This is a genomic window from Paenibacillus sp. FSL M7-1414 (assembly GCF_038003195.1).
GTDB classification, from domain to species: Bacteria; Bacillota; Bacilli; order Paenibacillales; family Paenibacillaceae; genus Paenibacillus; species Paenibacillus amylolyticus.
In genome coordinates, this window is record NZ_JBBOOS010000001.1 from 2418777 (window position 1) to 2438017 (window position 19241).

The 19241-nt window shown below is 45.0% G+C and carries 17 protein-coding genes; all 17 read left to right on the forward strand.

What is annotated here, in order from left to right; all coding sequences use genetic code 11:
* Window position 1: 1 nt before the first annotated feature.
* Window positions 2-1162 carry an ADP-forming succinate--CoA ligase subunit beta gene (gene sucC, locus MHH92_RS10965; RefSeq protein WP_036609384.1) on the forward strand — a complete coding sequence of 387 codons (1161 nt, stop codon included), beginning with the start codon at window positions 2-4 and terminating at the stop codon, window positions 1160-1162.
* 63 nt (window positions 1163-1225) lie between these two features.
* Window positions 1226-2155: a succinate--CoA ligase subunit alpha gene (gene sucD, locus MHH92_RS10970; RefSeq protein WP_047842471.1), complete on the forward strand. Its 930-nt coding sequence runs from the start codon at window positions 1226-1228 to the stop codon at window positions 2153-2155.
* Window positions 2156-2398: 243 nt separating this feature from the next.
* The gene (dprA, locus tag MHH92_RS10975; RefSeq protein ID WP_340903705.1) at window positions 2399-3529 is read left to right on the forward strand and encodes a DNA-processing protein DprA; all 1131 of its coding nucleotides are present in this window, start codon (window positions 2399-2401) and stop codon (window positions 3527-3529) included.
* Between the two features lie 115 nt (window positions 3530-3644).
* Window positions 3645-5744, forward strand: a complete 2100-nt coding sequence (gene topA, locus MHH92_RS10980) for a type I DNA topoisomerase (RefSeq protein WP_047842473.1) — start codon at window positions 3645-3647, stop codon at window positions 5742-5744.
* Between the two features lie 56 nt (window positions 5745-5800).
* A complete protein-coding gene (trmFO, locus tag MHH92_RS10985; protein ID WP_370511405.1) occupies window positions 5801-7144 on the forward strand; it encodes an FADH(2)-oxidizing methylenetetrahydrofolate--tRNA-(uracil(54)-C(5))-methyltransferase TrmFO in 1344 nt (447 codons plus the stop codon).
* Between the two features lie 26 nt (window positions 7145-7170).
* Window positions 7171-7713 (forward strand): ATP-dependent protease subunit HslV, encoded by a 543-nt coding sequence (gene hslV, locus MHH92_RS10990; RefSeq protein ID WP_017689194.1) that lies wholly within the window; start codon window positions 7171-7173, stop codon window positions 7711-7713.
* Between the two features lie 116 nt (window positions 7714-7829).
* Complete coding sequence (hslU, locus tag MHH92_RS10995; RefSeq protein WP_047842474.1) at window positions 7830-9230, forward strand: ATP-dependent protease ATPase subunit HslU; 1401 nt, start codon at window positions 7830-7832, stop codon at window positions 9228-9230.
* A gap of 987 nt (window positions 9231-10217) precedes the next feature.
* Window positions 10218-10625 (forward strand): flagellar basal body rod protein FlgB, encoded by a 408-nt coding sequence (gene flgB, locus MHH92_RS11000; RefSeq protein ID WP_036670359.1) that lies wholly within the window; start codon window positions 10218-10220, stop codon window positions 10623-10625.
* A gap of 6 nt (window positions 10626-10631) precedes the next feature.
* Window positions 10632-11081, forward strand: a complete 450-nt coding sequence (gene flgC / locus MHH92_RS11005) for a flagellar basal body rod protein FlgC (protein WP_017689191.1) — start codon at window positions 10632-10634, stop codon at window positions 11079-11081.
* A gap of 57 nt (window positions 11082-11138) precedes the next feature.
* A complete protein-coding gene (gene fliE / locus MHH92_RS11010) occupies window positions 11139-11450 on the forward strand; it encodes a flagellar hook-basal body complex protein FliE (RefSeq protein WP_017689190.1) in 312 nt (103 codons plus the stop codon).
* Window positions 11451-11587: 137 nt separating this feature from the next.
* Window positions 11588-13171, forward strand: coding sequence for a flagellar basal-body MS-ring/collar protein FliF (gene fliF, locus MHH92_RS11015; RefSeq protein ID WP_036609370.1), 1584 nt, complete (start codon window positions 11588-11590; stop codon window positions 13169-13171).
* An 11-nt stretch (window positions 13172-13182) separates the two neighbouring features.
* On the forward strand, window positions 13183-14199 hold the full coding sequence (fliG, locus tag MHH92_RS11020; protein WP_047842476.1) for a flagellar motor switch protein FliG: 1017 nt from the start codon (window positions 13183-13185) through the stop codon (window positions 14197-14199).
* Window positions 14192-15055, forward strand: a complete 864-nt coding sequence (locus MHH92_RS11025) for a FliH/SctL family protein (protein ID WP_076249819.1) — start codon at window positions 14192-14194, stop codon at window positions 15053-15055. The genes fliG and MHH92_RS11025 overlap by 8 nt, the downstream gene beginning before the upstream one ends.
* A complete protein-coding gene (fliI, locus tag MHH92_RS11030) occupies window positions 15042-16361 on the forward strand; it encodes a flagellar protein export ATPase FliI (RefSeq protein ID WP_036609365.1) in 1320 nt (439 codons plus the stop codon). The genes MHH92_RS11025 and fliI overlap by 14 nt, the downstream gene beginning before the upstream one ends.
* Before the next feature lie 11 nt (window positions 16362-16372).
* Window positions 16373-16825, forward strand: a complete 453-nt coding sequence (gene fliJ / locus MHH92_RS11035) for a flagellar export protein FliJ (RefSeq protein ID WP_340903714.1) — start codon at window positions 16373-16375, stop codon at window positions 16823-16825.
* Between the two features lie 43 nt (window positions 16826-16868).
* The gene (locus MHH92_RS11040; RefSeq protein ID WP_076208900.1) at window positions 16869-17810 is read left to right on the forward strand and encodes a MotE family protein; all 942 of its coding nucleotides are present in this window, start codon (window positions 16869-16871) and stop codon (window positions 17808-17810) included.
* Between the two features lie 39 nt (window positions 17811-17849).
* Window positions 17850-19238 (forward strand): flagellar hook-length control protein FliK, encoded by a 1389-nt coding sequence (locus MHH92_RS11045; RefSeq protein WP_340903716.1) that lies wholly within the window; start codon window positions 17850-17852, stop codon window positions 19236-19238.
* Window positions 19239-19241: the final 3 nt, after the last annotated feature.

A 19241-nucleotide genomic window follows, 5' to 3' on the forward strand; every position in this document is an offset into this window, starting at 1 on the left:
AATGAATATCCATGAATATCAAGGAAAAGAAGTACTGAAACAGTATGGAGTTACCGTTCCAAACGGAAAGGTTGCTTATACAGTCGATGAAGCGGTTGCGGCCGCAGAGGCACTGGGCAGTCCGGTGACTGTTGTTAAAGCGCAAATTCACGCAGGTGGCCGGGGTAAAGCCGGCGGCGTAAAAGTGGCAAAGAGTACGGATGAAGTTCGTGCCTATGCTTCCGAAATTCTGGGCAAAGTATTGGTAACACACCAGACTGGACCAGAAGGTAAAGAAGTGAAACGTCTTCTGATTGAAGAAGGATGCGATATCCGCAAAGAGTATTATGTGGGTGTTGTTGTGGACCGTGCCACAGGCCGTGTAGTTATGATGGCTTCCGAAGAAGGCGGTACTGAGATTGAAGAAGTAGCTGAAGCTACACCTGAGAAAATTTTCAAAGAAATCATTGACCCTGCCATTGGATTGCAAGTGTTCCAGGCACGTAAACTGGCTTACAGCATTAAGATTCCGAATGAACTGGTGAACAAAGCTGTTAAGTTCATGCTCGCGCTGTACACTGCATTTGTCGAAAAAGATTGCTCTATTGCCGAGATCAATCCTCTCGTTGTTACCGGAGATGGAAACGTTATCGCGCTAGATGCGAAATTAAACTTTGACTCCAACGCCCTGTTCCGTCACAAAGACATTTTGGAACTGCGTGACCTGGATGAAGAGGATGAAAAAGAAATCGAAGCTTCCAAATACGACCTCAGCTACATAGCACTTGATGGCAACATCGGCTGTATGGTCAATGGTGCGGGACTTGCGATGGCAACGATGGACATTATCAAATACTACGGTGGAGACCCGGCCAACTTCCTTGACGTTGGGGGCGGTGCAACAACGGAGAAGGTGACTGAAGCATTTAAGATTATCTTGTCCGATGCCAAAGTAGCTGGGATCTTTGTTAACATCTTCGGTGGTATCATGCGCTGTGATGTTATCGCCAATGGTGTTGTTGAAGCCGCGAAGCAGCTTGGCCTGACCAAACCGCTGGTTGTTCGTCTTGAAGGAACTAACGTGGAGCTTGGCAAACGTATTCTGGGTGAATCTGGCCTGAATATCGTTCCTGCTGATTCCATGGCCGATGGTGCACAGAAAATTGTTGCCCTCGTAAAATAAGTTCATTCCTTAGTACCGGAGCTGTCCGGGAATTGAAAAATAACCGTAAGGATGTGAAGCAACGTGAGTATTTTGATCGATAAAAATACAAAAGTCATTACGCAAGGCATTACGGGTTCAACGGGAATGTTCCACACGAAGGGCGCATTGGACTACGGAACCCAGATGGTAGGCGGAGTTACACCGGGTAAAGGCGGAACTAAGGTGGATATCACGTTGGAAGACGGTACAGTAGCTAGTCTGCCGGTGTTTAACACTGTGCAGGAAGCGAAGGAAGCTACAGGCGCAACAGCGAGCGTCATTTACGTTCCTCCTGCATTTGCAGCAGATTCCATTATGGAAGCTGTTGATGCTGAGCTGGACCTCGTCATCTGTATTACAGAAGGTATTCCGGTTCTTGACATGATCAAGGTTGACCGCTTCATGGAAGGTAAAGATACTGTCCTGATCGGACCAAACTGTCCAGGTGTCATTACACCAGGAGAATGTAAAATTGGTATCATGCCTGGTTACATCCATATGGCAGGGCACGTAGGCGTTGTTTCCCGTAGTGGAACACTTACCTATGAAGCCGTTCATCAACTGACGACACGTGGTATTGGACAATCTTCAGCTGTAGGAATCGGGGGAGACCCTGTAAAAGGCTCGGAGTTCATTGATATCCTCAAACGGTTCAATGAAGATCCACAGACTCATGCGGTCATCATGATTGGTGAGATTGGTGGTACAGCTGAAGAGGATGCTGCAGATTGGGTACGTGAAAACATGACCAAACCGGTTGTTGGCTTTATCGGTGGCGTAACAGCGCCTCCAGGCAAACGGATGGGCCATGCTGGCGCTATTATCTCTGGCGGTAAAGGTACAGCCAAAGAGAAAATTGCGAAGCTGGAATCATGTGGAATCAAAGTAGCACCAACTCCTGCTGAGATGGGTTCGACTTTGGTGAGCGTACTTGAGGAACGCGGTATTTTGAATTTGTGCACGACACATTAATTCTTTTTCGTTATAATAGAAGAAACGGCTCGGAAATTATTTATTTCTGGTAGACCGACTATTATGGTTACGGAAAAGGTAAGCAACCTTTTGTCCTTGAACAGGGCGAAGGGTTGCTTTTTTGCGTTTTTTTACGGGAAAAGGGGGAGGAATTGTCCCTCATCTGCGTAAACGCTTGCATTCCGTGGTCACTTAACACACAATATGGGGGAAGATCTCTTCCCGCTTTGGGAGGTTTATGGTATGGAAGAACGATGGATCTTGTTTGGGTTACATGAGATGGAGGGTATTGGCAAGAAAACAATCTCGAAACTGATTCTGGGACAACATGAATTAACCGATCTATTGAATTATGGGGAAAGCGACTGGGTCGCAGCAGGTTTGCGCAAAGATCAGGCTGCACGTTTGACTAGCCAATTTACTATCGACTGGATTGAGAGTAAAAGAGAACACGTTTACAATCAGGGGATAGAGGTTATTACTTATCTGGATCAGAATTATCCCATATTAATGAAGGAAACCGTTCAACCTCCCTGGGTAATGTATACTCGAGGGGATGTTAGTTTGCTACACAATTCGTCTATTGCCATGGTGGGAACTCGTATGCCAACCGTGTATGGGCGCAAAGTTGGAGAAAAGCTGGCAGAGCAATTATGCAATGCAGGACTGACGATTGTAAGCGGGCTTGCCCGCGGTATTGATAGCGTATGTCATGAGGCAGTACTACGTGCTAAAGGAAAAACGATTGCAGTATTCGGAACAGGGATTGATAATATATACCCACCCGAAAATACAAGCCTCGCTGAACGAATCGCGGAGACGGGGCTGCTTTTGTCGGAATATCCACCAGGTACGCGAGCGCGCCAGGGATTATTTCCGGAACGGAATCGAATCATTGCTGGTCTGACACTGGGAACATTGGTTGTTGAGGCTGACATTCGCAGTGGTTCACTCATTACAGCAGATGCTGCGCTTGAAGCAGGCAGGGATGTATTTGCAGTCCCTGGACCTATTACATCGCCGAAAAGTCGGGGAGCACACAATCTTATCCGTCAAGGGGCCAAATTGGTCACTTGTGCAGCAGATGTATTGGAAGAGTATCGATTGGGCTTGCCAAATGCAGAACAACTTCCTTACAATAGAGGACGTTCGACCGAAACAACCGAGCCTTCCGGGCGAGGGATATTCGCTGAGGTTAAGCTCTCTCCAGATGAACAACGTGTGATTTATCTGTTGGAACAGGGAGAGCAATCATTGGATCAACTGGTTGAGCTGCTTGGTTGGGATTTTGGACATTTGCATTCAGTTCTGTTATCTTTAATCATAAAAAAGCAGATTAGCCAATTACCAGGCACTAAATACGCGAGGGTATGACGAAGCTACAACCTACGTAGTGCGTGGAAATATATAATTAGCAGAAGTTATTAACTATGCATAAGCTTACAAAACAGTTTCATGACAGTTTCATGACTGAGAGGAGGATGAACCTATGGCGGATGCACTCGTAATCGTGGAGTCGCCCTCAAAGGCGAAGACGATAGGCAAATATTTAGGCAGCAAGTTCATCGTAAAAGCTTCGATGGGGCATATTCGCGATTTGCCAAAGAGTCAGATCGGCGTTGAGGTAGAGAATGATTTTAATCCGAAATATATTACGATCCGCGGCAAAGGTTCAATTTTGAAAGAACTGAAGGATGCACGGAAGAAAGTGAAAAAAGTGTATCTCGCAGCTGACCCGGATCGCGAAGGTGAGGCTATCGCATGGCATTTGGCCCATGCTCTTGAACTGGATGATACGGCAGATTGCCGGGTAGTATTTAATGAAATTACAAAACAGGCGGTCAAAGATGCGTTCAAAACGCCGCGGAAAATCAATATGGATTTGGTTAACGCGCAGCAGGCAAGACGTATTCTGGATCGACTCGTTGGATATAAAATTAGTCCGTTATTATGGAAGAAAGTGAAAAAAGGTTTGTCTGCAGGCCGGGTTCAGTCCGTGGCTGTTAAAATCATTTTAGATCGTGAAAATGAAATTGATGATTTTGAGCCGGAAGAATACTGGAGCATTACCGCCAAACTGACAGCAGACGGCAATCCGTTTGAAGCCAAGTTTCATAAACTGAACGGGGCCAAAACAGAGCTGGGCAGTGAAGCGGAAGTGCAAGCGATCCTGAAACAGATCGAAGGTGCAGACTTTACGATCAAGGAAGTTAAAGAGAAAGAACGGAGCCGTAACCCCTCCGCCCCGTTTACGACAAGTTCTCTGCAACAGGAAGCGGCACGTAAATTGAATTTCAGAGCTTCCAAGACGATGTCGGTCGCCCAACAACTATATGAAGGTGTAGACCTTGGAAAAGAAGGCACAGTAGGTCTCATCACGTATATGCGTACGGACTCCACACGAATTGCGGCATCTGCACAAGAAGAAGCCAAAGAATATATCGTTGGTAAGTATGGTGAGCCATTTGCACCTGAGACTCCACGAAACTATTCCAAAAAAGCAGCTAATGCTCAGGATGCGCATGAAGCGATTCGTCCAACTTCAATTTTGCGTGACCCTGACTCAATCAAGTCATTCATGAGTCGCGATCAGTTCCGGTTGTACAAACTGGTATGGGAACGTTTTGTTGCGAGCCAGATGTCTTCGGCTATCCTGGATACACTCTCTGTAGATATTGCTGCGGGGGACACCATTTTCCGTGCAGCAGGTTCGAAGGTACGATTCCAAGGTTTCATGAAGGTATATGTTGAAGGAAACGACGATGGTACAACTGATGAAGATCGTCTGCTGCCTCCGTTGAAAAGTGGAGATGTGCTTGAGAAGCAGGAGATTGAGCCAAAACAGCATTTTACACAACCGCCACCCCGATATACGGAGGCAAGGTTGGTTAAGACGCTTGAGGAATTGGGTATAGGGCGTCCGAGTACATATGCGCCAACACTGGAGACCATTCAGAAGCGCGGATATGTTGCAATTGAGGAAAAGAAATTCATGCCGACCGAGCTGGGTGAACTGGTCATCGAACAGATGGAAGAGTTTTTCCCGGAAATCCTGAATGTAGAGTTCACCGCAAACATGGAAGGTGATCTTGACCATGTGGAGGAAGGTTCGGAGGATTGGGTCAAAGTACTCGCAGAATTCTATGAATCTTTTGAGAAACGCCTTGAGTTTGCGGAAGAAGAAATGAAAGAAATCGAGATTGAAGACGAAGTATCCGATGAGATCTGTGAGAAGTGCGGCAAACCGCTGGTTTATAAACTCGGACGTTTTGGCAAGTTTCTTGCGTGCTCGGGCTTCCCTGATTGCCGGAATACCAAACCGATTATCAAGGATATCGGCGTGACTTGTCCGAAGTGTAAGGAAGGTCATGTTGTTGAGCGTCGTAGCAAAAAAGGACGTATTTTCTACGGTTGTGACAAATATCCTGAATGTGATTTTGTCTCATGGGACAGACCTTCAGCCAAACCATGTCCAAGTTGCGGATCGCTAATGATTGAAAAGCGGAACAAAAAGGGAGCACGATTGCAGTGTACTTCATGTGATCATCAGGAGCCGGTGGATGAACCGGATGACGAATCAGCAGATTAGTATATATGTGAATCAATACAATTATAGTGAAATATGAAATTGCTTTATGGGGGTAAATGATTTTGACGAATGAACAACAAGTAACCGTTATTGGTGCCGGTCTGGCAGGAACAGAAGCGGCCTGGCAGATTGCAAGTCGCGGCGTACGCGTAAAATTATACGAGATGAGACCTGTTGTGAAAACGCCAGCCCATCATACGGATAAATTTGCAGAACTGGTATGTAGCAACTCGCTGCGTGCGAATGGATTGACCAATGCAGTAGGTGTGTTAAAAGAAGAAATGAGAATGCTCAATTCTCTTGTATTGTCAGCAGCAGACAAACATGCAGTTCCCGCAGGTGGGGCGCTTGCTGTGGACCGGGATGGATTTTCAGGTGAGATTACATCCACGTTGCACCAGCATCCGCTCATCGAAGTGGTGAATGAGGAATTAACTTCTCTGCCGGAAGATGGCATCGTTGTTGTGGCAACGGGTCCGTTGACTTCACCGGCATTGTCTGAGCAAATCAAGGCACTAATGGGTGAAGAATATTTCTACTTCTATGATGCAGCAGCACCGATCATCGAAAAAGATTCAATTGATATGAATAAAGTGTATCTGGCTTCCCGTTATGATAAGGGTGAAGCGGCATATCTGAACTGTCCGATGACAGAAGAAGAGTTTGATGTCTTCTATGAAGCTCTCATTACTGCTGAGGTTGCTCAATTAAAAGAGTTTGAGAAAGAAATCTACTTTGAAGGCTGTATGCCAATCGAAGTGATGATGAAACGCGGGAAACAGACGGCTCTGTTTGGTCCAATGAAACCGGTAGGTCTGGTTAACCCTCATACAGGAGAGTTGCCACATGCGGTTGTTCAGCTTAGACAGGACAATGCAGCTGGAACCCTGTATAACTTGGTGGGCTTCCAGACGCATCTGAAATGGGGAGAACAGAAACGTGTCTTTTCCCTTATTCCTGGACTTGAAAATGCAGAGTTCGTTCGTTATGGCGTAATGCACCGTAATACATTTATTAACTCTCCTAAACTGCTTCTTCCGACGTATCAGTTTAAAGAGCGTCCAAACCTGTTCTTTGCAGGTCAGATGACGGGTGTAGAAGGATATGTGGAATCTGCTGCATCAGGGCTAATTGCCGGCATGAACGCAGCCAAAGCAGCACTTGGGCAGGAACTGGTGGTATTGCCGGTAGAAACAACACTTGGCAGTATGGCTCAGTATATTACAACTGCTGACTTCAAGCACTTCCAACCAATGAACGCAAACTTTGGTTTGTTGCCGAAGCTTGAAACAAAGATTCGTAACAAAAAGGAAAAAAATGAAGCTCTTGCACAGCGTGCACTGGATGGCATTACTAGTTTTGCTGCGGCAGAAGGTCTAACTGTTCCGGAACGCGTATAAATTATTCGTGGGAGGATGCTGATATCATGGATATGTCATTTCATGCTACAACGATCTGTGCTGTTCGTCATAATGGTAAGGCTGCAATCGCAGGAGATGGTCAGGTGACCATGGGCCAAAGTGTTGTGATGAAGAATACAGCCAAGAAGGTAAGACGTTTGTACCGCGGACAGGTTGTTGCTGGCTTTGCTGGTTCTGTGGCGGATGCGATCACCCTGTTTGAGAAATTCGAAGGTAAGCTCGAGGAGCACCATGGTAACTTGCAACGTGCTGCTGTAGAGCTTGCCAAGGATTGGCGTCAGGATCGGATCTTGCGTAAGCTTGAGGCGCTGTTGATTGTGATGGACAAATCAGGTATGCTGCTCATTTCAGGCGGCGGGGAGATAATTGAACCGGATGATGACGTTATTGCTATCGGATCAGGTGGAAACTTCGCCTTATCTGCTGCGCGTGCGTTGAAACGTCATGCAGTAAACCTGGAAGCCAAAGATATTGCGCGTGAATCACTTCAGATTGCCTCGGAGCTATGTGTATATACCAATAATAATATTATTGTAGAAGAGTTATAAGCCAAAGAAATCTCCCGTAGTGGAGCATGATTCTGTAATCTGCTCCAGGACGTCTAGGGGATTCTTTGTCCTTGTTAGGAAAAATAAATTCAACATACTGGTAGGAGGGAAGCAATATGAATACTCAAGCGTTAACACCGAGACAGATTGTTGCAGAGCTTGACAAGTATATTGTAGGTCAAAAGAAAGCTAAAAAATCGGTAGCGGTAGCCCTTCGTAATCGTTATCGGCGTAGCCTTTTGCCTGAGCACACTCAGGACGACATTGTGCCTAAAAATATCTTGATGATTGGACCTACCGGTGTGGGTAAAACGGAAATCGCCCGTCGCCTCGCTAAACTGGTAGGTGCGCCATTTGTGAAAGTGGAAGCTACCAAGTTCACTGAAGTAGGTTACGTTGGCCGTGACGTTGAATCGATGGTGCGTGATCTGATTGAGACATCACTGCGTATGGTGAAGCTGGAGCGGACTGAAAAAGTGAAGGACAAAGCTGAAGAAGCTGCCAATGAGCGAATTGTACATATTTTGGCTCCTTCACAGTCTAAGTCCAAGAGTCAGCGTAATCCCTTTGAGATGATCTTTGGTAATAATGGCAACAACGTTCAGGAACAGGATGAGCCAGAACCGGATACTGGGGTTGCCGAACGCCGCCGTAAGATCAAGTTTGATCTGTTGTCCGGCAAGTTGGAGGATGACATCATTGAGATTGATGTCGAAGACACTGCGCCTAACATGATGGACATGTTTGCTGGACAAGGTAATGATCAGATGGGCATGAATATGCAGGAGATGTTTGGCAGCCTCTTACCTCGTCGTACGAAAAAGCGCAAGCTCGCTATCAAAGAAGCGCGCAAAGTGTTGATCCAGGAAGAAGCAGGCAAATTGATCGATATGGATGATGTTACACAAGAGTCCATTCGCCGGGCGGAGCAGACAGGTATCATTTTCATAGATGAAATCGACAAGGTTGCCAGTCAAGGACGCGGTAGTGGACCTGATGTATCCCGTGAGGGTGTGCAACGTGACATTCTGCCTATCGTAGAGGGGTCTACAGTAATGACGAAATATGGTCCTGTCAAAACGGATTATATTCTGTTTATGGCAGCTGGTGCATTCCACGTCGCCAAACCCTCTGATCTGATTCCTGAGCTTCAGGGACGCTTCCCAATCCGTGTGGAACTAAGCAGTCTAACACTTGAGGAGTTTGTATCCATTCTGACTGAACCCCAAAATGCACTGACCAAGCAGTATGTTGATCTGTTGCGCACAGAGAATATTGAGATTGAGTTCTCAGATGAGGCCATTCGCGAGATTGCCAAATTGGCTGAATCCGTCAATCAAAATACAGAAAATATAGGTGCACGTCGATTGCATACGATTCTTGAGAAGCTTTTGGAGGATTTATCCTTTGAGGCACCTGAGCTTACACTGGAACGTATGGTGATTACTCCGGAGTATGTCCGGGAGAAATTAAATGATATTGCGCTTGATCGTGATTTGAGTCAGTATATCCTGTAACATGCGGCTGCGGCTAGTAATGTAGTTGTTAAAATGATGTTATAAATGAACGGTATGCAAGAGAGTAGAGAACATTTGTGTGATCGACAAAGGGACGCGATCCTTTAACGAATCACAAAGGCCCTCTTACTTGGCGCATATCGTTTATTTTTGTTTCTATCTAAAGGATTTTGATGTTACAACCGATAAAAGATGTGTGGTTGTTATACGGATCGACAAAACCTAGGACTTGTGCCGCATGTATACGGAGTTAAAACCTATCGGAGTGGTAGTTATTCTTCCATTCCATACCCAATGATTCCCATTAAAAGAATTTTCCTTATTCCAAGTCTGGTCATCGGTTTAGTCGACAGATTGGTAAATGTTGCGTAAATGCGCAAAATGATGAATTGTTGAAAAGTTTGAAGTCACTAATTGTTTTCTTAAAATTAAAATATATAGACCCCGCTTAATTGTTAAGAAAGTGTTGTGTGGGCAAGACGAGTTTTCTTTAGTCTTGAAAGATAATTTGTCAATTGATTAATATACAGCTTTGTATGTATACCTATCATATTGTCTTTAAACCCTTAGTATAACAGCAAAAAATTCTAACATTATCAACTATGAAATATTCGGAATTATACATAATTACGGGCGTTATAAGCTCATGTTGAGACTCGAAATTTTTTTTTTATTTTAAGAATGTATAAGAACAATAAGGGAGAGTATTAACATACTTTTGTTTTGGGCCCCAACATTTACGAAAAAATTCATAATTTGCAGAAAATACACAAAAAGCCCCGTCTTTCAGAAAAGATAGGGCTTTTTTCTTATTGTAATAAATCCCAAACTCGAAGAAACTTATGTTATACGACAACATCAGAGTTAATTCTACTTAAGTCCTAGAAAACCGTGTAAAGACGAATGTTTTTGTCGAAAAAAACATAAGAATTTTCAAGGGAAAAGATACAATCTTTTTCCATAACTTCTAAAGAGAGGAGGGGGATTGTGAATCTTTTAAACGATATCAGCTTTAAAAGATTGCAAGGTGCACTCGATGCGTCCAATATCAGACAACGAACAATTGCTGACAACATCGCGAACGCCGATACCCCGTATTTCAAGCGCTCGGACGTTTCTTTTGAAGAAATGTTGCAAGGGCAAATGAATGGAGATATGCCTGTTCTTAAGGGTAAAGTAACTGATGCAAGGCATTTTGTCATAGGTCCTTCCTCTTCCGTACCCACGCCAGTAGTTAATATGGACCAGTCAACCTCCATGAATAACAACGAAAACAATGTCGATATAGACAGAGAAATGAGTCTTCTGGCGGAGAATCAGTTACGTTATAACGCTTATATTCAGCAAGTGAATGAACAAATTAAAATCATGCGTGTTGGCGTGGAAGGGAGATAACCTAAATTGAACATTAGTAATAGTTTTAGTATCAGTAGCTCAGCTCTGACAGCCCAACGGTTGCGGATGGACGTTATATCTTCCAACATTGCCAACGCAGAGACTACGCGCGCGAGCGTATCCAATGGTGAAGCGGTCCCTTACAAACGTAAAATGGTTGTGCTTGAGCCGAATAAAACGTCATTTGGTACGATGCTGCAAAATCAGATGAGAGGTAGCGGTTCAGGAGATGGCGTAAGAGTAACGGAGATTCGCGAGGATCAGTCACCTCTGAAACCTGTGTATGACCCTTCTCATCCGGATGCAAACGCAGAAGGATATGTATTTATGCCTAATGTGGATATTGCGAAAGAAATGGTCGACATGATCTCTGCTTCGCGTTCCTATGAAGCAAACGTAACAGCACTGAATTCAACCAAAGCGATGATCTCCAAAGCTTTGGAGATTGGAAGATAATCTGCTTAAAAATGAAAATAAGAAAAATACAAACCAGGATGAAGGGGAGGGACATTAATGATTCAGAACAACATGTTTAGCACACAGGGGATACAACCGCTACAGATGAAGAGTGCAACCGAAAGTAAGCCTTCTACACCAGCCGAAACCATTCAGAGCTTCGGTACATACTTACAGAATGCATTAGGGTCCGTTGCAGCACAGGAGGCTCAATCGCATGAAATGTCGAATCAATTTTTGGTCGGCAAAGCGAATGTGGATCAAGTGATGATTGCTTCAGAACAGGCCTTGTTAAGCCTACAACTCACAACTCAAGTCCGAAACAAAGTGGTCGAAGCATACCAAGAAGTTATGCGAACGCAGTTATAGAATAACCTACTTGCGCTTCGATAATAGCGCTGATCATTACAACAAAGCAGCTGCGATGCTGCTCCTGATCGTCAACCTATGAAACGGCTAGGGTTGAGTAAGGACAGACTAAGCAAAGTTTCGGATGGGGTGACAGAGTGAATGAGAGAATCGCCCAGTACAGGGATAAGGCATCCCAGTATTGGAATAGTTTTAGCAAAAAGCAAAAAGTATTATTTATATCCACCTTCCTGTTCCTGATTTTGGCTGCAGTCGTACTCACGATGCAATTGTCCAAAACGGAATATGAAGTTGCTTTTACAGATTTGAATGCAAGTGATTCAGCGGGCGTTATCAGTTATCTCGATTCATCTAGCATTCCATACAAATTAAGTTCAGATGGCAAGACCATATCCGTACCGAGTACAAGTGTTGCAATTGCAAAGGTGAACGTTGGATCTCAAGGGATTATTCAGAATGGTTCATTAGGGTATAAGTCATTCGAGGAGTCATCATCCCCCATCGGGATGACGGATAAAGAGTTTGATGTAAAGTACAACAACGCTATAAACGGAGAAGTTGAACAGTTACTTCAGCGGATGCAAGGGATACAGGATGCTAAAGTACTGGTTAATATGCCGAAAGATAACATCTTTGCTGGTTTAGAAGAACAAGACAAAGCATCAGCATCGGTAGCTCTTCAATTCAAACCGGGTTATCACCCAAATCAGGCAGCGGTAGATGGCTACTTTAACTTGGTTAAGACTGCAATTCCTAATCTGCCTGTTGAGAACATCACAATTACGAACACAGATGAAGCAGAATTGATTCCAACTGCCCGAGGTGGCAGTGGCGGGTTGTCTTCCGAAGTTCAAGAGAACATGGCACTACAGAAAAAGTTTGAAAACGATGTCCGTAATAACGTAAAGCAATTCCTTTCCCAGATTGTAGGCGAAGACAAAGTTAATGTTTTGGTAGCGTCCAAGCTTAATTTTGACAAAGAAACACGTAAGGAAAATCTGGTCACACCTGTTGATGTAGATAATATGAAAGGCATCGAGATCAGTGTGCAGGAGATTCAAAAGAGCTACACTGGCGCAAGCAATCCAACAGGTGGTGTTGCTGGCACAGGACAAGAGGAAGTTCCGGGTTACCCATCATCTGATGCAACCGGTAACTCTACCTCCGAAGAATCATCAAGCACTATAAACTACGATGTTAATCGAATTGCCAAGGATATCATTTCCAGTCCGTATACTGTAAAAGACTTAACCATTAACGTTGCAGTTGAACCACCGAATGGAGAAACAGAATTACAGGGACCGGTTCAGGACGCAATTGAGAACATTTTGGTTAACATTGTTCGTGCTTCACTGGCAGACTCAGGCACTGTAATAAGTGACGCCGATCTGACAAAGAAAGTTTCAGTCATGTCACAAGGCTTCCAGACTGCCTCTGCAGACAATACAGGTTTCCAGCTTTCCTCAACGATGATGTGGGGTGGAGGCGCACTCATAGCGGCATTGATCGCAGCGGTAGTTATTTTGTTAGTACGCCGTCGCCGCAAACAAAACGAAGTCGAAGAAGAAGAGATTCCTCTTCCAATAGCAACAGAGTTCCCATCCATTACGCTGGACAGTGTAACGAACGAAAGTCAGGTGCGCAAACAATTGGAGAGTTTGGCCAAGAAAAAGCCAGACGAATTCGTCAATCTGCTGCGTACATGGCTGGCTGACGAATAGAGGTGAGCGCATTGGCAAAGGCAAGCAGTCAAGGTTTGACTGGCAGACAAAAAGCAGCAATATTGTTGATTACATTAGGTCCGGAAGTATCGGCTCAGATTTTCAAACATCTGCGTGACGAAGAGATCGAGCAACTTACGTTGGAGATTGCCAACGTTCGCAAAGTTGATTCTTCCGAAAAGGATATGATCATGGCCGAGTTTCACCAGATTTGTCTGGCGCAGGAATATATCTCTCAGGGCGGTATCAATTACGCCAGAGAAATCCTGGAAAAAGCTCTGGGTTCATCAAAAGCACTTGAAGTCATTAATCGTTTGACAGCTACGCTGCAAGTCAGACCATTTGACTTTGCGCGCAAAGCAGATCCGAATCAAATTTTGAACTTTATTCAGAATGAAAGCCCGCAAACGATTGCCCTGGTTCTGTCTTACCTGCAATTCGAACAGGCAGCAGCGATTCTATCATCCTTGCCACAAGAGAAACAGGCAGATGTCGCTCGCCGGGTGGCTGTTATGGATAGTACTTCGCCAGAAGTTATCTCTCAAGTGGAGCGGGTTCTGGAACAGAAACTATCTTCTACTGTAACGCAGGATTACACGAATGCGGGTGGTATCGAATCGATCGTTCAGATTCTGAACGGAGTCGATCGGGGGACAGAACGTACCATTTTGGACTCGCTCGAGATTCAGGATCCAGAGCTTGCAGAGGAAATCAAAAAACGCATGTTTGTATTCGAAGATATCGTCAATGTGGATGATCGTTCGATTCAGCGCATTATTCGGGATATCGACAACGCAGATTTGCAGTTGGCACTCAAAGTGGCAAGCGAAGAAGTTCGGGATGCCGTGTTCCGGAATATGTCGAAACGGATGTCCGAGACATTCAAAGAAGAGATGGAATTCATGGGACCTGTGCGATTGCGTGATGTTGAGGAAGCTCAGACACGTATCGTAGGAACGATACGCAGATTGGAAGAAGCCGGTGAGATCATTATCGCACGCGGTGGAGGAGATGATATCATTGTCTAATTTGATTAAATCTTTCCAGTATGTACCGGTTGATGACCGTAAAAAACTTGAAAATCATCATCATTATGGTGGTGCTGAGGAGTCTGAAACGGAATTAAATGGTGTGAGTGCTGAAGGTTCTGAAGTTGAGACACTTCAAGCACGCGTGGACGAAGAAACACAACGTCTTACCGCAGAAATGCTGGAAGATGCCAAGGAGTTTGCAGAAAAGCAAGTACGTGAAGCTTCAGAAGAGGCAGAGCGCATGCTTCAAGAGGCCCGTGAACAGATCGACAGCTGGTGGCAGGAACAACGACAACAGGATGAACATCTGACTGAAGCGCTTCGTTCACAAGGTTTCCAACAGGGTTTTGAAGAAGGCAAAGTACAAGCTGAACTGGATCTCCAGGTGCAGATCGAAAAGATGATGATTGAAGCCCAGGAAGTGCTCAAGGAAGCTTATGTAGCTAAAGATCAGATCATTCAGGAAGCCGAACCGTTCCTCGTGGAGCTCGCTTGCGGGATCGCTGAGAAAGTCATTGATAAGCAACTTACCATTGAACCCGATCATACATTGGAACTGATTCGTCAGAGTTTGTCACGTAAACGGGAACAGGGTTTGATCACACTCTGTGTGGCACCTGATCAGTTTACATTTGTACAGGCAGCTCGTGAAGAATTGTCTCTGTCCATTGACTCTCAGGCAGAATTGCAGATTTTGCCTGATTCAACGGTCAAAGATAAGGGATGTGTCATTCGTTCTTCGTTTGGAAGTGTAGATGCGAGAATTGATACACAGCTTGCTGAGATTAAAAAAGAACTGGTCCGCATAGCACTTGAGGATGAGGAGCGAAAAAATCAACATGAAGGTTCTTAGTTCACAGCGATATATGGAACATTTGCGCCAATTCGATCCTGTTCGTATTAACGGCAAAGTTACTCAGGTCATTGGTCTTATGGTGGAGTCAGAAGGGCCAGATGCAAGTATCGGTGACGTATGTTATATCTATCCTGGTAAATCGGCTAAGCCTCTTCAGGCCGAAGTTGTTGGGTTTCGAGATAACAAAGTGCTGCTGATGCCACTGGGTGAACTTCAATCCATCGGTCCTGGTTGCGATGTAGTAGGTACGGGTAAACCACTCGGCGTTCAGGTAGGCTCCGAATTGCTCGGTAAAGTATTGGACGGACTTGGACAACCGCTGGACGGTTCCCTCCTTCCATCCAGAATGCCGATGTACTCAACCTCCAATACACCGGTTAATCCAATGGATCGTCCACGTGTACTTGAAACGATGGGTGTTGGTGTAAGAGCTATCGACGGATTGTTGACCGTAGGTAAGGGACAGCGTGTAGGTATTTTTGCCGGTTCTGGTGTTGGTAAGAGTACATTGATGGGCATGATCGCTCGTAATACAGCAGCAGATGTCAATGTCATCGCGCTTGTGGGTGAGCGTGGACGTGAGGTGCGCGACTTTATTGAACGGGATCTGGGTCCGGAAGGACTGGAACGCTCCGTAGTCATTGTTGCAACTTCAGATCAGCCTGCCCTGATTCGGATTAAGGGAGCAGTTATTGCGACCACTATTGCAGAGTATTTCCGAGATCGTGGAATGAACGTGATGCTCATGATGGATTCGGTAACCCGATATGCGATGGCACAAAGGGAAGTGGGTCTGGCCGTAGGTGAACCTCCGGCAATGAGAGGATATACGCCATCGGTTTTTGCGAGTTTGCCAAAACTGCTTGAACGGGCGGGTACAGGACCTACCGGTTCGATTACAGCCTTTTACACCGTTCTGGTCGATGGGGATGACATGAATGAACCGATCGCGGATGCGGTAAGGGGTATTCTGGATGGACACATCGTATTAAATCGATCCATTGCAAATAAAGGTCATTTTCCAGCGATTGATGTGTTAGCCAGCATAAGCCGTGTTATGAAGGATATTGCTCCAGAAGAGCAGTTGGAAGCCGTTAATAATATGAAACGTTTGATGGCTGTGTACAAAGAATCGGAAGATTTGATCAATATTGGAGCTTACCAGCGGGGATCAAATGCAGCCATAGATGAATCGATAGACCAGATTGATAGTATATGGAACTTTACCAAGCAGAAAGTCGACGAGAAAGTCACTTTAAGTGAAGTACAGGAACGTTTGATTCTTGAATTTGCAAGGAGATGAATGGGTAAACGATGAAATTTCGATATCATTTCCAGAAAGTTGTTGACCTGAAGAGCAATGAAAAAACACAGGCAGAGTGGATGTTATCCACAGCGATCGGTAAACTTCAGACGGAGGAAGAACATCTGATTCAACTTCTGAACGATAGAAATAATCTGGTCGGGATCATCCAATCTGCTACGGAAAATACAGCGTCTGTAAACAGTCTGCAGGAAATGCAGCGATATGTACATCATCTTGACGAGTGCATTTCACGCAAAAACAGTGATGTTAAACATGCTCAGGTCAATGTGCAACGGAATCAGACGTTTCTGAACGGTAAGATGGTTGATGAAAAAGTATGGCTTGGAGCGAGAGACAAGGCAAAAATCAAATTTCAGCAGGAGATGCTCCTCCGGGAACAGAACGATCTGGACGAGATGGCTACTGTACGCTTCGCTGCCAAAGCCGGACGCGCGAATTGATGTGAGCCGGACGCGAAGTTGTCTCGTGAAGGAGGAATGAACGATGGCTGTTAAAGATGATAGCGACATGGAAAAAGAATCGGGAGGCGGCTGGGAAAAATTTCTCATGATTTCCATCCCGATTGTATTCACCGTAGTATTGCTGGGCGTATTGCTTACGCTTTTTAATGTAGATATTCGTAATAATTTGTTCGAATTCGCCAACAAGATACCAGTAGTTAAGGAATGGGTACCTGATCCTGTACTGGATCCGGAGAAGGAGAAGCTGGAGAAGAGTGAGCAGCAGGTTGAAAGTGCTGAAGCCACAATCGAAAAGCTGAAATCCCAAGTAACTGCCAAAGAAACAGAGCTCAAGGCAGCACAGGAAGCGACAACAACTGAAGCAAAGAAGGCCACGGACCTTCAGAAGAAGTTGGATGATGCGGAAAAAGCGGCTGAAACGGCTACAGCAGCAACGCCCGAAACGGAATCTGATTATCAGAAACAAATCAAAGATTTAGCTAAAATGTATGCGGATATGAGTCCAAGCAAAGCTGCACCGATTTTGCAAAATATGACGAATGAGGAAATGGTATTGTTGTTGAATGCCATGCAGTCATCTGCTCGGACCAAGGTGCTTGAAAAGATGGACCCGAAAACGGCAGCCGATGTCACCATGATGATGAAGGATGCTAAACCGTCCGGAGATCTGGCACTGGATGCGCTGCAATCCAGATTGAAGAAAGAAACCGCAGCAACTTCAACTGCATCCACAACCACAAGCAAAAACCTGGATAAAAACCAGCTTAGTCAAACATTTGCTTCGATGTCTGCTTCAAGTGGTGCCAAGCTATTATTGGAAACATACAAGTTAAGTCCTGACAAAACATTGACCATCCTGAATTCAGTAGATGATGCAACACGCTCTCAATTGCTTGAGAACATGTCTTCAGAGGACTCGGTTGAAACTGCAAAAATTTTGAACAAATTAATGGGCAACAAGTAGACCTGATTACACTGTTTAACCGAGAGGAGGTGAAAATAAATGTCGATTGTATATCAAATGGCATCCACAGCAACTGCAAAAGCAACAGGAGCAGGTCAGACAACCGGAGCACAATCTAAAGGTTCAGTTGCAGGTGCTAGCGGTGAATTTCTCCAAACTCTTGCACAATCGCTATCTGGAGGAAATACAGAAGGTGATAGTTCAAGCGCTACTGGAAGTTTAACTGCCAATCCGTTGGTGTTTTCCTTTGCTACAAGTGAAGAAGGAGAAGCGGCGTCAATCACGGCTATACTGAATTCGTTGTTCACGGACTTGGATTCACTTGACGAAGCTTTGGAAAATGACCCAGCTCTACTTGCAGGTTTGCAAACTCTGATTCAACAAATGTATACACAATTAAGTAATCCTTCAGGTACTAATGCAGAAGGTTCCGACGAGTCTTCGAACGGAGCGGAAAGCGTAAAAACAGTACCCGCAATTGAACTGTCGCAGCATCCTGCAGCAGTACGTTTTGTTCTACAAGATATGCTTACACAATTAGTAGCTGGAATGAATGATCCTGAGAGTAACGTTGCGAAGAACGCTCCTGAATTCAAACATTTGTTACAATCTCTGCAGAGTCAGCTTCAAGAGGCTGGAGTGGATACCACTAGTAACAAAGGATGGACTGAACTGAAATCCATACTGGATACATTGACTGCAGTTAAGGATCAGACTGCACAAGTCGCTCCAAGTACTTCGCTTCAAACATCCAAACAGGATTCGGTCGTACCACAAGTTCTTGTTGCAGCAGTGGCGAATTCTGGAACCCAGGTAAAAGATGAGGCTGTTACCACATCTGGTTCAAATGCAGGTGGAGAAGTGGAACACTCAACCATCATTACTGCAGGAGAGCTGTCCTTGCGTTCATCAGGTACAACAGCAGGAAAACCGGCTGAACCTGTAATGCAAACATCACAGTTTGCCAAGGAAATGACACAGTTTGTTGTTAACAAGCTGGATATTGTCCAGCAAAAAGGATTTTCCGAGGCGACCATCTCACTTCGGCCTGAGCATCTAGGTAAATTGGATGTTCAAATTACCTTGCAGAACGGGCAGTTGGTTGCACGGTTTATGACTGAGCATACGATGGCTAAAGACATGCTTGAACAACAAATGACGCAGCTGCGTTCTTCACTTCAAGCCCAGGGAATTCAAGTGGAACGACTTGAGGTTACCCAGAACAGTTCAATCGGATCACAGATGTATCAGGACGGAGGCCGTCAGCCGGGAAGTAACTCTCAACAACAACGCCGTTCGCGTGAGCGTGAGGAACAATCGGATGATGCTATAGCTACAGCAGGGATTCAAGAAGAATTGCGTAACTGGCGTAGCGAGCAAGTCGAAGGAAATGAATTACAGAGAGATACGTTTAGTGCTAAGGCTTAAATA

Excerpts from the sequence above, each read along its gene's own strand:
- sucC (WP_036609384.1), top strand. The coding sequence starts at position 2 with ATGAATATCCATGAATATCAAGGAAAAGAAGTACTGAAACAGTATGGA.
- dprA (WP_340903705.1), top strand. The coding sequence starts at position 2,399 with ATGGAAGAACGATGGATCTTGTTTGGGTTACATGAGATGGAGGGTATT.
- topA (WP_047842473.1), top strand. The coding sequence starts at position 3,645 with ATGGCGGATGCACTCGTAATCGTGGAGTCGCCCTCAAAGGCGAAGACG.
- trmFO (WP_370511405.1), top strand. The coding sequence starts at position 5,801 with ATGATTTTGACGAATGAACAACAAGTAACCGTTATTGGTGCCGGTCTG.
- hslV (WP_017689194.1), top strand. The coding sequence starts at position 7,171 with ATGGATATGTCATTTCATGCTACAACGATCTGTGCTGTTCGTCATAAT.
- hslU (WP_047842474.1), top strand. The coding sequence starts at position 7,830 with ATGAATACTCAAGCGTTAACACCGAGACAGATTGTTGCAGAGCTTGAC.
- fliE (WP_017689190.1), top strand. The coding sequence starts at position 11,139 with ATGATTCAGAACAACATGTTTAGCACACAGGGGATACAACCGCTACAG.
- fliI (WP_036609365.1), top strand. The coding sequence starts at position 15,042 with ATGAAGGTTCTTAGTTCACAGCGATATATGGAACATTTGCGCCAATTC.
- fliJ (WP_340903714.1), top strand. The coding sequence starts at position 16,373 with ATGAAATTTCGATATCATTTCCAGAAAGTTGTTGACCTGAAGAGCAAT.
- MHH92_RS11040 (WP_076208900.1), top strand. The coding sequence starts at position 16,869 with ATGGCTGTTAAAGATGATAGCGACATGGAAAAAGAATCGGGAGGCGGC.
- MHH92_RS11045 (WP_340903716.1), top strand. The coding sequence starts at position 17,850 with ATGTCGATTGTATATCAAATGGCATCCACAGCAACTGCAAAAGCAACA.